General features: G+C 67.5%; 13 protein-coding genes. All 13 read right to left on the bottom strand.

Annotated elements, in window-relative coordinates; all coding sequences use genetic code 11:
* Nucleotides 1-13 precede the first annotated feature (13 nt).
* Nucleotides 14-886, bottom strand: coding sequence for a flagellar motor protein MotD (motD, locus tag F788_RS0109605; RefSeq protein WP_019590012.1), 873 nt, complete (start codon nucleotides 884-886; stop codon nucleotides 14-16).
* A 7-nt stretch (nucleotides 887-893) separates the two neighbouring features.
* Nucleotides 894-1,637: a flagellar motor protein gene (locus F788_RS0109610; RefSeq protein WP_019590013.1), complete on the bottom strand. Its 744-nt coding sequence runs from the start codon at nucleotides 1,635-1,637 to the stop codon at nucleotides 894-896.
* Between the two features lies 1 nt (nucleotide 1,638).
* Nucleotides 1,639-2,751 carry a chemotaxis response regulator protein-glutamate methylesterase gene (locus F788_RS0109615; RefSeq protein WP_018869470.1) on the bottom strand — a complete coding sequence of 371 codons (1,113 nt, stop codon included), beginning with the start codon at nucleotides 2,749-2,751 and terminating at the stop codon, nucleotides 1,639-1,641.
* A 2-nt stretch (nucleotides 2,752-2,753) separates the two neighbouring features.
* Nucleotides 2,754-5,021, bottom strand: a complete 2,268-nt coding sequence (locus tag F788_RS0109620) for a chemotaxis protein CheA (protein WP_019590014.1) — start codon at nucleotides 5,019-5,021, stop codon at nucleotides 2,754-2,756.
* Nucleotides 5,022-5,093: 72 nt separating this feature from the next.
* On the bottom strand, nucleotides 5,094-5,876 hold the full coding sequence (locus tag F788_RS0109625) for a protein phosphatase CheZ (protein ID WP_019590015.1): 783 nt from the start codon (nucleotides 5,874-5,876) through the stop codon (nucleotides 5,094-5,096).
* Between the two features lie 35 nt (nucleotides 5,877-5,911).
* Nucleotides 5,912-6,292: a chemotaxis response regulator CheY gene (locus tag F788_RS0109630; protein WP_018945949.1), complete on the bottom strand. Its 381-nt coding sequence runs from the start codon at nucleotides 6,290-6,292 to the stop codon at nucleotides 5,912-5,914.
* A 39-nt stretch (nucleotides 6,293-6,331) separates the two neighbouring features.
* Nucleotides 6,332-7,093 carry an RNA polymerase sigma factor FliA gene (locus F788_RS0109635; protein ID WP_018945948.1) on the bottom strand — a complete coding sequence of 254 codons (762 nt, stop codon included), beginning with the start codon at nucleotides 7,091-7,093 and terminating at the stop codon, nucleotides 6,332-6,334.
* Nucleotides 7,090-7,914 (bottom strand): MinD/ParA family protein, encoded by an 825-nt coding sequence (locus F788_RS0109640; RefSeq protein WP_019570004.1) that lies wholly within the window; start codon nucleotides 7,912-7,914, stop codon nucleotides 7,090-7,092. Before F788_RS0109640 ends, F788_RS0109635 begins: the two co-directional genes overlap by 4 nt.
* Nucleotides 7,898-9,304 carry a flagellar biosynthesis protein FlhF gene (flhF, locus tag F788_RS0109645; RefSeq protein ID WP_081622833.1) on the bottom strand — a complete coding sequence of 469 codons (1,407 nt, stop codon included), beginning with the start codon at nucleotides 9,302-9,304 and terminating at the stop codon, nucleotides 7,898-7,900. The genes F788_RS0109640 and flhF overlap by 17 nt, the downstream gene beginning before the upstream one ends.
* A 55-nt stretch (nucleotides 9,305-9,359) precedes the next feature.
* A complete protein-coding gene (flhA, locus tag F788_RS0109650) occupies nucleotides 9,360-11,459 on the bottom strand; it encodes a flagellar biosynthesis protein FlhA (RefSeq protein WP_019590017.1) in 2,100 nt (699 codons plus the stop codon).
* Entirely contained in the window at nucleotides 11,456-12,616 is a 1,161-nt protein-coding gene (flhB, locus tag F788_RS0109655) for a flagellar biosynthesis protein FlhB (protein ID WP_019590018.1), read from the bottom strand. Before flhB ends, flhA begins: the two co-directional genes overlap by 4 nt.
* A gap of 1 nt (nucleotide 12,617) precedes the next feature.
* Nucleotides 12,618-13,370: a flagellar biosynthetic protein FliR gene (gene fliR / locus F788_RS0109660; protein WP_369772470.1), complete on the bottom strand. Its 753-nt coding sequence runs from the start codon at nucleotides 13,368-13,370 to the stop codon at nucleotides 12,618-12,620.
* 29 nt (nucleotides 13,371-13,399) lie between these two features.
* A complete protein-coding gene (fliQ, locus tag F788_RS0109665) occupies nucleotides 13,400-13,669 on the bottom strand; it encodes a flagellar biosynthesis protein FliQ (protein WP_018869480.1) in 270 nt (89 codons plus the stop codon).
* Nucleotides 13,670-13,678: the final 9 nt, after the last annotated feature.

Genomic DNA, 13,678 nt, shown 5'->3' on the forward strand with positions numbered 1-13,678 from the left:
CGTCCTCTCGTGGCTACGGCGACGGCACCGCACGCAGCTGTTCCGGTTCCCGTTGTCCGTCCTCGCGCGGGGGGGCCCCGGGCAGCACCACGATCGCCACCCGGCGGTTTTCCGCCCGCCCGGCCGCGGTCTCGTTGTCGGCCACGGGTCGGTGTTCCCCGTGCCCCAGCGCCACCATGTCGGCCGGGTCCATGCCCTGCTGTTCGAACATCCTGACCACTGTGGCCGCCCGCGCGGCGGACAGTTCCCAGTTGGAAGGATAGACCTCCGTGGTGATCGGCACATTATCGGTATGCCCCTCGACGTGAATGCGCGCCGCGCGCGGCGCCAGCACCCCCGCGATATCTTCCAGCACGGGCTCCGCATCCGGGTTCAGGGTGGCCTCGCCGCTGGGGAACAGCAACTGGCTGGTGATCTCGATCTCCAGCCAGTAGGTGTCCCGCGTCACGTCCACCTGCCCGTCCTCGATCATCGGTGCCATCGCCGATTCGATCTCGGCGGCCACCTCGGCGATCTCGTCCAGCAGGCCCTGCAGGTCTTCGTCACCGCGCTCCTCGAACAGACCCGAGGCCGCCCGGTCCAGCGCTTGCGGGCCGTCGTCCAGCAGCCCCGGCCGGATGTCGATGGGTGCCAGCGTACGCGGTACGTCCGCGTCCGACGGTGGTGCGACCACGCCGGGATCGCCGACCTGGATCGGCTCCAGCTGCCCCGGGGTCCCGAAGGCTTCCACCAGCGAATCGGACAGCACCCGGTACTTGCCCTCGTCGACCGAGGAGATCGCATACATCACCACGAAAAACGCGAGCAGCAGCGTCACGAGGTCGCCGTAGGGGATCGCCCAGGCTTCGTGGTTGGCTTCCTCCTCCTGACGTTTGCGCCGGGCCATGTTCGTCCTACCCGTGCACGTAGCCGCCGAGCTTGCTCTCGATATTGCGGGGGTTCTCCCCCTCCGCGATCGCGATCAGACCCTCCATCAGCATCTCCTGGTGACGGGAGCGCTCCTGCACCAGTGCCTTCAGCTTGTTGGCCACCGGCAGGAACAGCAGATTCGCCGAAGCGATCCCGTAGACCGTGGCCACGAACGCGGCCGCGATCCCGGCGCCCAGACGATCCGGATCGGTCAGGTTCTGCATCACCGCCATCAGCCCCATGACCGCGCCCACGATGCCCAGTGTGGGCGCATACACCCCCATGCTCTCGAAGACTTTGGCGCCCTGCAGATCGAAGGCCTCGCGGTTGTCCACGTCGGATTCCAGGATCTGCCGGATCACCTGCGGCTCGGTTCCGTCCACCAGCAGCTGCAGCCCCTTGCGGGCGAACGGGTCGCGTTCCTCTTCGGCCACGCTCTCCAGTCCGAGTAGTCCTTCCTTGCGGGCGATGTTCGACCAGTCCACCACGCGCCGAATCATCGCCGCGTTGTCGATCGCCGGCGGACGAAAGACCCACGGCAGCATCTTCATGCCGTGCGTGAAGACCCCCAGACGCGCCTGCACCAGGGTCGCGCCGAGGGTGCCCAGCACCACGATGATGAACGCCGCGGCATTCCACAGCGCGCCGATCCCGCTTCCCTTGGCGATGCTTCCGCCCAGCACCGCAACGAGCCCCAGGAGAATCCCGATGAGGCTCAGGATATCCATGTCAGCAGAACCCCTTGACCAGGGCCGGTCCAATCTCCGGCAACGGATACACGTGGTCCGTCAATCCGGCCTCTGCGACCGCCGCCGGCATGCCGTACACCACCGAGGTCGCCGCATCCTGCGACCACACCTGGGCCCCGCAACCCTTCAGCGCGCGCACGCCCTCGCGGCCGTCCGCCCCCATGCCGGTCAGGATGATGGCCAGGACCTGGCCGCGCAGCGCATCGACGGCCGATTCGAAGGCCGCGTCCACGCTCGGCTTGTAGATGGTGCCCGCCGGACTCTCGGTCACCCGCACGCGGGTCTGGGAACCGCGTTCCAGCGTCAGCTGCTGGCCACCGGGGGCCAGCAGAGCCGTGCCCGGGCGCAGGAAGTCGCCGTCCACCGCCTGCTTGATGCGGATCGGGCAGATCGCGTCCAGCCGCTCGGCAAACGCCGGGGTGAAGCTTGCCGGCATGTGCTGGACCAGCACCACCGGGAGCGGGAAGTTCGCCGGCAGGTGCTTGAGCACCTCCTGCAACGCCACCGGCCCCCCGGTGGAGGTCCCGATCAGCACCGCGCGCAGGGAACTGAGCGGTGCCGGCGGACGGGCCACCGGCGGCTTGGGCGTCTCGCGCGCGGTTTCGCTCGCCTTGCGGTCCGCAGCCTGCCGGCGTTCCGACACGGGTGCCTCGGTTTTCGGCCGGTCCCCTCCCGGCGCACTGGAGGAACGCGCGCGGCTGCGCGCCAGACTGCGGACCCGCCGGCGCAGCAGGGCACGGGCACTGTCTTCGTCCCCGGCCATGTCGGAGAAGCGTTTGGGCAGAAAGTCAACCGCCCCGGCCTCCAGCGCGTCCAGGGTCGCCTGGGCACCCTCGGTGGTCAGGCTGGAGAACATCAGGATCGGTCGCGGATGGTCCGCCATGATCTTGCGGACCGCCGTGATGCCGTCCATCACCGGCATCTCGATGTCCATGGTCACGACATCCGGGTCCAGTTCCTTCACGGCGTCGACCGCCTTCTGGCCATCCTCGGCCGTACCCACGACCTCGATCCCGATATCCGCGTTCAGGATCTCCGCAATCCGGCGTCGGAAAAACCCGGAATCATCCACCACCAGAACCTTGACCGGCATCCTCAGCCCTCAGCTCGTCGGGCGGCCCGGCGCGCGCGCCCGCTGCCCGGTACCTGATTCACCAGCAGGGTGACCAGGTCCGAGACATCCAGAATGAGTGCAATGCCACCATCGCCGGTAATGGTCGCCCCCGCCAGGCCCTTGACCCCCTGAAGATTCTGGCCCAGGGGCTTGATGACAACCTCTTCCTGCCCCACCAGACCATCCACTACCAGGCCGACCTTGCGGTCGGCCGCATGGACCACGACCACATGGGCGTTCTCGCGGGGTTGTGGTTCCACGCCGGGCTTCGCCCAGCGCGACAGATAATGGATCGGCAGGGTCTGGTTGCGCACCACGATGACTTCCTGCTCGTCCACGTAATGGGTCTGGGTGAGGTCCAGGTCGAGGATCTCGGAAACCGCCGCCAGCGGGATCGCGAAACGCCGTTCGCCCAGGATCACCATCAGCGCCGGCAGGATCGCCAGGGTCAGCGGCAGCTTTACCCGCAGCGTGGTGCCGACGCCCACCTCCGAATCGATCTCCACGGTGCCGTTGAGCTGGTTCAGGCTGGTCTTGACCACGTCCATGCCCACGCCCCGGCCGGAGACATCCGAGATCTCGGCCTTGGTCGAAAAGCCGGCCATGAAGATCACGTTGAAGGCCTCGCGGTCGGTCATGCGCTCGGCCATCGCGGGCTCCATCAGCTCCTTTTCCACCGCCTTGCGGCGCAGGGCCTCCGGATCCATGCCGCGTCCGTCGTCCTTGATGATCAGGGCGATATGGTCGCCCTCCTGGGCGGCCCCGAGGACCACCGTGCCGCGTCGCGGCTTGCCGGCCGCCTCGCGCTCGTCGGGCATCTCGATCCCGTGGTCCACCGCATTGCGTACCAGATGCACCATCGGGTCCGACAGGGCCTCGACCAGGTTCTTGTCGAGGTCGGTCTCCTCGCCAAAGATCTCCAGATCGATTTCCTTGCCCAGGTTACGCGACAGATCACGAATCACGCGCGGAAAGCGATTGAAGACCTTCTTCACCGGCTGCATGCGGGTCTTCATCACCGACGCCTGGAGATCCGAGGTCACCAGCGCCAGCGAACTGATCGCCTTGCCCAGTTCATCGTCCACGTGCTCGGAGCGCAGCATGCTGAGCCGGTTGCGCACCAGCACGAGCTCGCCCACAAGGTTCATGATCTCGTCGAGCCGCTCGGTATCCACGCGCACCGAGGTTTCGCCCTGGTGTCCACCGCCGCCCTGGCCGCCGCCCCCGGTACTCCCGCCGGCGCCGCCACCGCCGGAAGCGCCGCCGCGCGCACCGCCGGAGGCGGGCGCAGGACCGGAACTTTCCGCTTTCTGTTCCTTTTCCTTCCCGGCCATGTCCCCGGGCGAGGCTGCCGCCGGTTCTGCGGCGGGCCCGGTGTCCGCATCTCCGGTCCCGCCCGCCGCGGCGGCGGACGGGCCCGGCTCGGCCGGTTCGGCCGGGGCTGTCGGTGGACCAGCGCCTTTCGCCTGCAGTTCGTCAAGCAGGCTCTCGAACTCATCGTCGGTGATCTCGTCCTCGCCCCCACCCGTGTCACCGCCATCCGCAGCCGCGACCTCCGGGGCCGACTCCGCTGCCGTGCCCGGATCCACCGGTTTCGGTGGCTGGTCTCCGTGCAGGCTGTCCAGAAGGGCCTCGAACTCGTCGTCGGTGATCTCGTCCCCGGCACCCACGCGGACTTCGTCATCGCCCGGCGCGTCATCCGCTGCCGGCTCCGGCGCGGACGGCGACTCGGCCGCTTCCTCCAGCGCCTCCGACGGCCAGTCGTCGGCCGTCGCCGGCGCTGCCTCCCCGGCCGGAGCCGCGTGCGGCGTTTCTTCCGCGACCGGGGCGGCTTCGTCCCCGCCGCCGACGGGGACCGTTTCGTTGCGGGCCATGCGTCGCAGGGTGTCGACCAGATCTTCGGGCGCCGGCGTCGGCTCCTGGCCGTCGCGCAGCTCGCCGAACATCACGTTGAGGGTGTCCAGCACCCGCAGCATGGTGTCCATGAGCTGGCCGTCCACCTGGCGCTCGTGATTGCGCAACAGGTTGAAGACGTCTTCGGCGTTGTGGCAAACCGTCACCAGCGGGTCGAGCCCGAGAAAACCGGCCCCGCCCTTGATGGTATGGAAACTGCGGAAGACCGCATTCAGCAGATCGGTATCGTCCGGATGCTGTTCCAGGTCGATCAGCTGTTCGTTCAGGCCTTCCAGCAGCTCCCCCGCCTCGATCAGGAAGTCCTGGAGGATTTCGTCGTTGGGGTCGATGGCCATGCGGTCTCTCCGTTCCGGTGACTCGAATCGTCGGCAGATGGCTGCCGGTGCAAGGGGATCCCGGGACGGACCCTAGAACCCCAGGCTCGACAGCAGATCGTCCACCTCGTCCTGTCCTTGAACGACATCCGTGCCGGAATCTTGAGTGTGGGGCACCGCGGGTCCATGCCCGCGGCGGTCCTCCTCGCGCGCGGTTTGTTCCGCCTCCGGGGCCTGTTCGGCCGCCGCCCGGGCATCCTTCTCCAGGCGCCCGGAAGACAGGCGGATCAGCGAGACCAGGTTTTCCTCCAGATCCGTGACCAGACGGATGACCCGCCGGATCACCTGCCCGGTGAGATCCTGGTAGCTCTGTGCCATCAGGACCTGTGACAGCAACCGGCGCAGTTCCTCGGTGTCCTTGCCGGTCTGTTCGAAAAATGCATCGAGTTCGCGCGCGAACTCGCGGAATTCCTCCACCGACAGTTCGCGGTTGCGGAACCGGGTCCATTTTTCGGTGAGTTCCGCGGCACGCCCGGCGAATGCCTCGGCAATCGGCAGGGACGATTCCACTGCATTCAGGGTTTCGTGCGTGGCCTGTTCGGTCTGGGTCACCACGTAACTCAGACGCTCGCGCGCATCCGGAATCTCGTCCTGCGCCAGCTCGACCAGACGCGAATCGCCCCGGAAGCTCTCCAGTGCCTCGTGCAGTTCGCGGGTCAGCTTGCCCAGTTCGTCGAACAGTTCGCGTTCATAAGGCCGCGCGAGCTCCTGGATCAGGCGGCGCGAAGCCTCCTCGTCACCGCCTTCCAGAGCGCCCACCAGCTCCCGCGCCAGCGCGAGCCGGTCTTCCCCGGAGGCATTCTCTTGTTCGGTCATCGGGTCTCTCTTGCCGTGTCAGCCGGTCGCGGTATTCAGCCTTGAGCTTCAATACGTTCGAAGATCTTTTCGATCTTCTCCTTGAGCGTCTCGGCCGTGAAGGGCTTCACAATGTAACCGTTCACGCCGGCCTCTGCCGCCTCCACGATCTGATCGCGCTTGGCTTCGGCCGTGACCATCAGCACCGGCAACGATTTCAGCCGCTCGTCCTTGCGTACCTCGCGCAGGAGGTCGATGCCCGGCATGTTGGGCATGTTCCAGTCGGTGATCAGAAAATCGAAGTCGCCGTTCTGCAGCATCGGCAGGGCCGTGCTCCCGTCGTCGGCCTCCATGGTGTTGTTGAAGCCAAGATCCCGCAGGAGATTCTTGATGATGCGCCGCATCGTGGAGAAGTCGTCCACGATCAGGATTTTCATACCCTTGTCCACAGTTCGCTCCGGGAATGTGTTTGAACCTTAGAATATCTGCAGGGACTCGACGTCTTCGAGCCACGAGCCCAGACGCGCCCGCAGACGGTGCACCGCCTGGCTGCGGATCTGGCTGACGCGCGATTCGGTCACGTCCAGCACGGCACCGATCTCGCGCAGGTTGAGTTCTTCGGTGTAGTACAGGTTGAGCACCAGTCGTTCACGCTCGGGCAGATCGCCCAGTGCGCCGGCCAGTTCCTCGCGGAACTCCCCGGCCTCGATGCGCCGCGACGGGGACTGCTCCTGCCCTTCCAGCACGCGATCCGCCTCGCCCTCCGGGCCGCCCACCTCGTCCAGCGCGAACAGATGGGCACCGGCGTGATCATCCAGCATCTGGTAGTAGGTTTCCACCGGGACGCCCAGCTCCTCGGCGATCTCCGGGGCGCGAGCGGCGCGGCCCTCGCGGGCCTCCACCGTCTGCATCGCCTCGGAGATCCGCCGGCTGTTGCGGTGCACCGAGCGCGGCGTCCAGTCGCTGCGACGCAGCTCGTCGATCATCGCCCCGCGGATGCGGATCCCGGCGTAGGTGGCGAAGGTCGCCCCCTGGCCGCCTTCGAACTGCCGCGCGGCCTCGATCAGCCCAACCATGCCTGCCTGCACCAGGTCATCCACCTGCACCGAGGCCGGCAGCCGAGCCATCAGGTGATGGGCGATCCGATTCACCAGCTCGACGTGGTCCGCGACCAGCTGATCCGGTCCCCCGGTCCCCGCCCGGGCGTATCCCGAAAGTCTGTTCTTTGGCGTGTTCATGCGCTTTGCAGCATCCTCTCGACGAAGAATCCAACCCCCCCGCTGGCGCCGCGGGCCACCGGCCAGCCGTCGACCTTGCGCGCGAGCTCGAGGAACGCCCGTCCCGCCGGGCTGCCCGGAGACTGCTGCACCACCGGCGCCCGTTTCTGCACCGCCTGGCGCAGGGCATCATCCAGCGGAATCACGCCCACCAGATCCAGTATGACCTCCGGCAGATAGGTGGAACAAACCGCCTGCAGCTTCTGCATCACGCGTTCCGCCCCGGCACGGCCCTGCACCATGTTTGCGACCACGCGGAACCGGTTCACGCCATGATCCCGATGCAGGACCTTGATCAGTGCATAGGCGTCGGTCATCGATGCCGGCTCGTCGGTGACCACCACCAGGGTCTCCTGCACGGCCTGACAGAAACTGGTCACCGACTCCTGCAACCCGGCGGCGGTATCCACCACCAGCACGTCCAGCGGTCGCGTATACATGCTGAAGGCCTGGATCAGGCCGTGATGTTCCGGCCGGCTCAGGTTGGCCATGGTCGCGATCCCGGACGCGGAAGGCACCACACGGATTCCCTCCGGGCCCTCGATGATCACGTCCTCCAGATCCTCGACGTCCCCGGTCACCAGGTCGTGCAGCGTCCGCTGCGGACGCAGGCCCAGCAGCACATCGACGTTCGCGAGCCCCAGGTCCGCATCGAACAGCATGACCTCGCGTCCCAGACGGGCCAGTCCGACCGACAGGTTGACCGAGACATTGGTCTTGCCGACCCCGCCCTTGCCCGAGGCCACCGCGACCACCTTCAGGGGCTTAGTGTTGTGTGACATGACGTCCCTTCAGCACCGGTTGAATCATTTCCAGCGGGGCGGGCTCCTCGCCCGCGGCCGGCTCGTCCGCGGATCGCGGCCGCCGGGCCTCGCGTTCCGTCGCCTGGCGCCGCCGCCAGGCCTGCATCGCCTCGTCGACCCAGGCATCGGCCGCCCCGTGTTCGGGTTCCTCCTGCAGCGCCAGGCGGGTCAGATGTCCGGTATCCACGCGATGGAAATCCTCGGCGATGCGCTGGCCGTCGCTCATGAACGCGACACCCAGCGGCTGGTCCAGCAGCACCGAAAGCACCTCCCCCAGCTGTTCCGCCTCGTCCAGCTTGGTCAGCACAAGGGCCGAGGGTTCCGTGGGGGCGAATGCCTCCAGCACCCGCCGCAGGGCCATGCCCTGGGTGGTGGCCGCGATCACCAGCCAGGTCTCCGCGCGCACGTCGGCAGGCATGTCCGTCAGCAGGGGTTCGCGCGGGGCGGTACGCGGCGACTGTCCGGCGGTATCCACCAGGATCAGGTGCCCGCTGCCCGCCGAGCGCCGCGCCATCTCGCGCAGCTCGGCCTCCGTCTCCACCACACGCACCGCGGTGCCCGCCATCTGGCCGAAGGCCTGCAACTGCCGCGTCGCGCCGATGCGCTGGGCGTCCATGGTGACCAGGGTGACCGAATCCGGCCCCATGCGGCGGATCTGGCGCAGTGCAATCCGCGCAATGGTGGTGGTCTTGCCGACCCCGGTCGGTCCCTCCAGCGCGAGTACCCCGCCCTCGTCGAGGATCGAGGCGCGCGCGGTCACGATGGCGCCCGACAGGCGCGCCCGCAGGCGCTCCCATGCCTCCTCCGAGGTATGATCGTCGAGGATGCTGCCGGCCAGGCTGCGCGCCAGCGGCTCGCGGAAGCCCAGATCCATCAGCCGCGCCTTGCATTCGGCCGCCAGTGGATGCCGCGCCGCCCAGCGGGCCTGCTCGTTCTCTTCGTACTGCCGCGTCAGCAGGCTGCGCAGATCCCGCAGTTCCTGACGCATCGCGGACACCTCGGGGTCGGTGGGCCATTGCGGGGCCGGCCGCTGCCGGGACGCGGCACCCGCCCCCCCGCCGGTGGAAGCCGCCGCGGGCTCCGGTGCGCGGGGCTGCTCAGTACGTGGCGCCGGTTCATCGCGCACGCCCTGGCGCATCGATCCCCGGGCGGGGCGTGCCCCGCTGCCGGCGTCGTCCTGCCGCGGGGCACCCCGGCCGTCACCCTCCGCCGTTCCGGCGGGCGCCTCGCCGCCATCGAGGGCGGCGACCACCTCCAGCCAGCCGTCGACCCGGCGGCTGGACAGGATCACGGCGTCCTCGCCCTGCTCCTCGCGGACCTGGCGCATCGCGTCGCGCATGTCCCGTGCCCGGTATCGTCTGACATTCATCGTTCGCTCTCCCGCCGATCGTTGACTGGTGCTTCAGGCCATGCCCGTTCGCACATCACGCCGACTTCTTGTCTGCTTCATCCTGTCCCACCGTGGCCACCACCCGGATCCGCCGGTTGTCCGGGATCTCGGTGAACGCGAGCACGGTCAGGTTGCGCACCGCGCCCCGCAGCCATCCGGCGATCCAGGAGCGGATTTCCGGGGCCACCACCAGCACCGCCGGCTGTCCCGCCGCCTCCTGACGCTGGGCGGCCTCGCCCACCGATCGTTGCAGGCGTTCGGCCAGGCCCGGCTCCAGTCCGACGGTGTCGCCATTGCTGCCCTGCAGAGACTTATGCAAAAGCTGTTCCAACGAGGGGTCGAGGGCGATCAGGGGCAGCTCCTCCTCCGGTCCCACCAGGTCCTGGACGATGGAGCGCGACAGCGCGACCCGCACTGCGGCGGTCAAAGTGCCGGGATCCTGACTCTTGGCACCCTCCTCTGCCAGGGTTTCGGCGATCGTGCGCAGATCGCGGATGGAGACCTGTTCGGCCAGCAGGTTCTGCAGCACCTTCAGGATCACGCTCAGCGACAGCGTCTTCGGCACCAGGTTTTCCACCAGCTTGGGCGAACGCTGCGCCAGCTGGTCCAGCAGGTGCTGGGCCTCCTCGTGGCCGATCAGCCGGTGGGCGTTCTCGCGGAACACCTGCGACAGATGGGTGGCGATCACCGTGGAGACGTCCACCACGGTGTAGCCGGCCCCCTGCGCCTGTTCGCGGTTCTCGGGGTCGATCCACAGGGCATCCAGGTTGAACGTCGGATCCTTGGTCGGCGTGCCCGGCACCTCGCCGAAGACCTCGCCCGGATTGATCGCCAGCTCCTTGTCCGGGAACACCTCCGCCTCGGCGACGGTGACGCCCAGCAGAGAGATGCGGTAGGTGTTCGGACTCAGTTCGAGGTTGTCGCGGATATGCACCGGCTGCAGCAGGAAGCCCAGCTCCTGCGACAGCTTGCGGCGCACGCCCTTGATCCGCCCCATCAGCTGCCCGTCCTGGGTCCGGTCCACCAGCGGGATCAGGCGGTAGCCGACCTCCAGCGACACCAAGTCCACCGGCGGCACGTCTTCCCAGGACAGCTCGCGGTTCTCCGGCGAGGGTTCCTGCTCGGCCTCCGGCAGACGCTCCACCTCGGCCGCCTCCTCGCGACGCTGGCGCGACATCAGATAGCCACCCCCGGCGGCCAGCGAGGCCAGGCCGAGGAACACCGCATTGGGCATCCCCGGCACCATGCCCAGCGATGCGATCACCCCGCCGACCACGTACATCACGCGCGGGTTGGAGAACATCTGCCCGACCACCTGCTGGCCCATGTCCTGAGTGGTGGACACCCGCGTCACGATGATGGCCGTGGCCGAGGACAGCACCAGCGACGGGATCTGCGCGACCAGCCCGTCGCCAATGGTCAGCAACACATAGTTGGTGGCGGCATCGCCGATCGACATCCCGTGCTGCAGGGCGCCGATGGTCAGTCCGCCGATGATGTTCACGAACAGGATCAGGATCCCGGCGATGGCGTCGCCGCGCACGAACTTCGAGGCCCCGTCCATGGAACCGTAGAAATCGGCCTCCTGGGCGATCTCGTCACGCCGCCGGCGCGCCTCTTCCTGAGTCAGAAGCCCGGCATTGAGGTCGGCGTCGATCGCCATCTGCTTGCCCGGCATCGAATCCAGGGTAAAGCGGGCGCTGACCTCCGACACGCGCCCCGCCCCCTTGGTCACCACCACGAAGTTGATGATGATCAGGATCGCGAACACCACCAGGCCAACCGCGTAGTTGCCGCCGACCACGAAATCGCCGAAGGCCTGGATGACCTGCCCGGCCGCGTCCGTCCCGGTGTGCCCTTCCAGCAGGATCACCCGGGTGGAGGCGATGTTCAGCGCCAGACGCAGGAGCGTGGCCACCAGCAGTACCGTGGGAAACACCGCGAATTCCAGCGGCCGCGGGGTGTACACCGCGACCATGATCACCACCAGCGACAGCGCGATGTTGAAGGTGAACAGCACGTCCAGCGCCACCGGCGGCAGCGGCAGCACCATCATCGACAGCATCGCGATCAGCAGCAGCGGGGCGCCCAGCCCCCAGCGGCCCATGCCGCTCAGGCGATCGAGGAAGCTCATGCGTCATCCTCCCGGCGCCGGCCGTGGCGTCCCTGATGGGGATCGAGATATTCGTCCGGCACCGGCAGGTCGTCCGGCATGTCCACGCCCTGGTCGGCCCGCTTGAGCTGATACACGTAGGCGAGGATGCGCGCCACGGCCACGAACAGGCCGTCGGGAATCTCGCGGTCCAGGTCGGTGGTGTAATACAGTGCGCGCGCCACCTTCGGTGCCTCGACCCGAATGATGTCGTGCTCGTCGGCGATCTCGCGGATATTCGCCGCGACCTCGTCGACGCCCTTGGCCACCACCTTCGGCGCCGACATCTTCGAGGCCTCGTAGACGATCGCCACGGCATAGTGCGTGGGGTTGGTGATCACCACGTCGGCCTTCGGCACCTCTTCCATCATCCGGCGCTGGGCCATTTCCTGCTGTTGCTGGCGGATCTTCTGCTTGACCTCGGGCTTGCCGTCGGTCTCCTTGTACTCGTCCTTGAGCTCCTGCCGCGTCATCCGCAGCTGCTTCTGGTGATTCCACATCTGGAACGGCGCGTCGATCGCCGCGACGATGATCAGCGCCGCCGACACCGCGATGAAGGTGCCGAGCGCGATCTGGGCCGCATGCGACACGCCCTGGTGCAGTGGCTCGTAGCCCAGTCCCAGGAGACGGTCGGAGAAGGTCCACAGGGTCAGCATCGCGACCGTGCCAACCAGCGTGAACTTGGCGAGGGTCTTGCCGAACTCCATCAGCCCCTGCCAGGAAAAGATCCGCTGCAGGCCCTTGATCGGGTTCAGCTTCGACGCCTTGGGCGCCGCCGCCTGCCAGGAGAAATTGGCGCCGCCGATCAGGATGGGCGCCATCACGGCCGCCACCATCAGGATCCCGAACAGCGGCAGCAGCGCCATCAGCGTCTGGAAGATCTGATCCGCCAGATAGGGCAGCAACAGATCCGGGTCATGGGCCAGCTCCGGCTCGAAGTCCAGACGGGCCCGGGTCTGGTTGGCCAGCTGTCCGCCCAGGGTCGGGCCGAAAAACAGCATGAAGATACCGGCGGTGATCAGCACCAGAAAGGTCGACAGCTCCCGCGAGCGCGGGACCTGGCCCTTCTCGCGCGCCTCACGGAGCCGTTTCTCGGTCGGCTCTTCGGTTTTTTCCTGTCCGTTCTCGTTCTCGGCCATGTCAGAACCCCAGCAGGACCTGCATCAGTCCGAAACCTTCCATGGCCAGCTCGCCCACGCGCTCGGGCAGCCCGGGCAGGATCAGCAGCAGGAGGACGAAGCCCATCAGGATCATCATCGGGAACCCGACGGCGAAGATGTTGAGCTGAGGGGAGGCCCGCGTGATCACTCCCATGGAGATGTTCACCACCAGCAGCGAGGCGACTGCGGGCAGCGCCACCAGCACCGCCCCGGCAAACATCGTCTGGCCGAACAGCGCCACCTGCATGAAGGCCTCCGCATCCAGTCCGGACGGCGCAACCGGCATGGTCTCGAAGCTCGCCAGCAGCATTTCGAACAGGATCAGATGGCCGTTCAGGGCGAGAAAGATCAGGGTCGCCATGGTCACGAAAACCGTGGAGATCACCGGTACCTGAACGCCCTGCGCCGGATCCATGACCGAGGCGAAGCCCAGCCCCATCGACAGGGCCACTACCTCCCCCGCCTGCGTCATTGCGGAGAACACCAGCTGCAGGATGAAACCCATGGTCAGGCCGATCAGGACCTGATGCAGGGTCACGATCGCCCCTTCGAGGCTGATCGGGTCCACCTCGGGCAGGGCGGGCTCCTGCATCGCCACCACCACCGCCAGCACCAGCGCCAGGCCCATGCGCATGCGCGCGTTCAGCTGGTCGCCGCCGAAGATCGGCATGACCACCAGCATCGCGCCAATCCGGGCCAGTGGCCACATCACGGCGGCCACCCACACCAGCATCTGGTCGGTGCTGATCTCCACGAGGCCCCCTAGCCCACCATCCCCGGCGCGTTCTCGTACAGGCGCTCGGTGAACTCGATCACCAGCGACAGCATCCAGTGTCCGCTGATCAGCAGCGCGGCGAACATCGCCAGCAGCTTGGGAATGAACGACAGGGTCATTTCCTGGATCTGGGTCGCCGCCTGCAGCATGCCGATCGCCAGGCCCACGGCCAGCGCCGTCAGCAGCGGCGGCGCCGCCAGCAGGACCACCACCATCAGCGTCTCGCGCCCGATATCCACGACCGTTTCGGGTGTCATCCGCCTCTC

This window comes from Thioalkalivibrio sp. ALE10 (assembly GCF_000381385.1).
Lineage (GTDB): Bacteria > Pseudomonadota > Gammaproteobacteria > Ectothiorhodospirales > Ectothiorhodospiraceae > Thioalkalivibrio.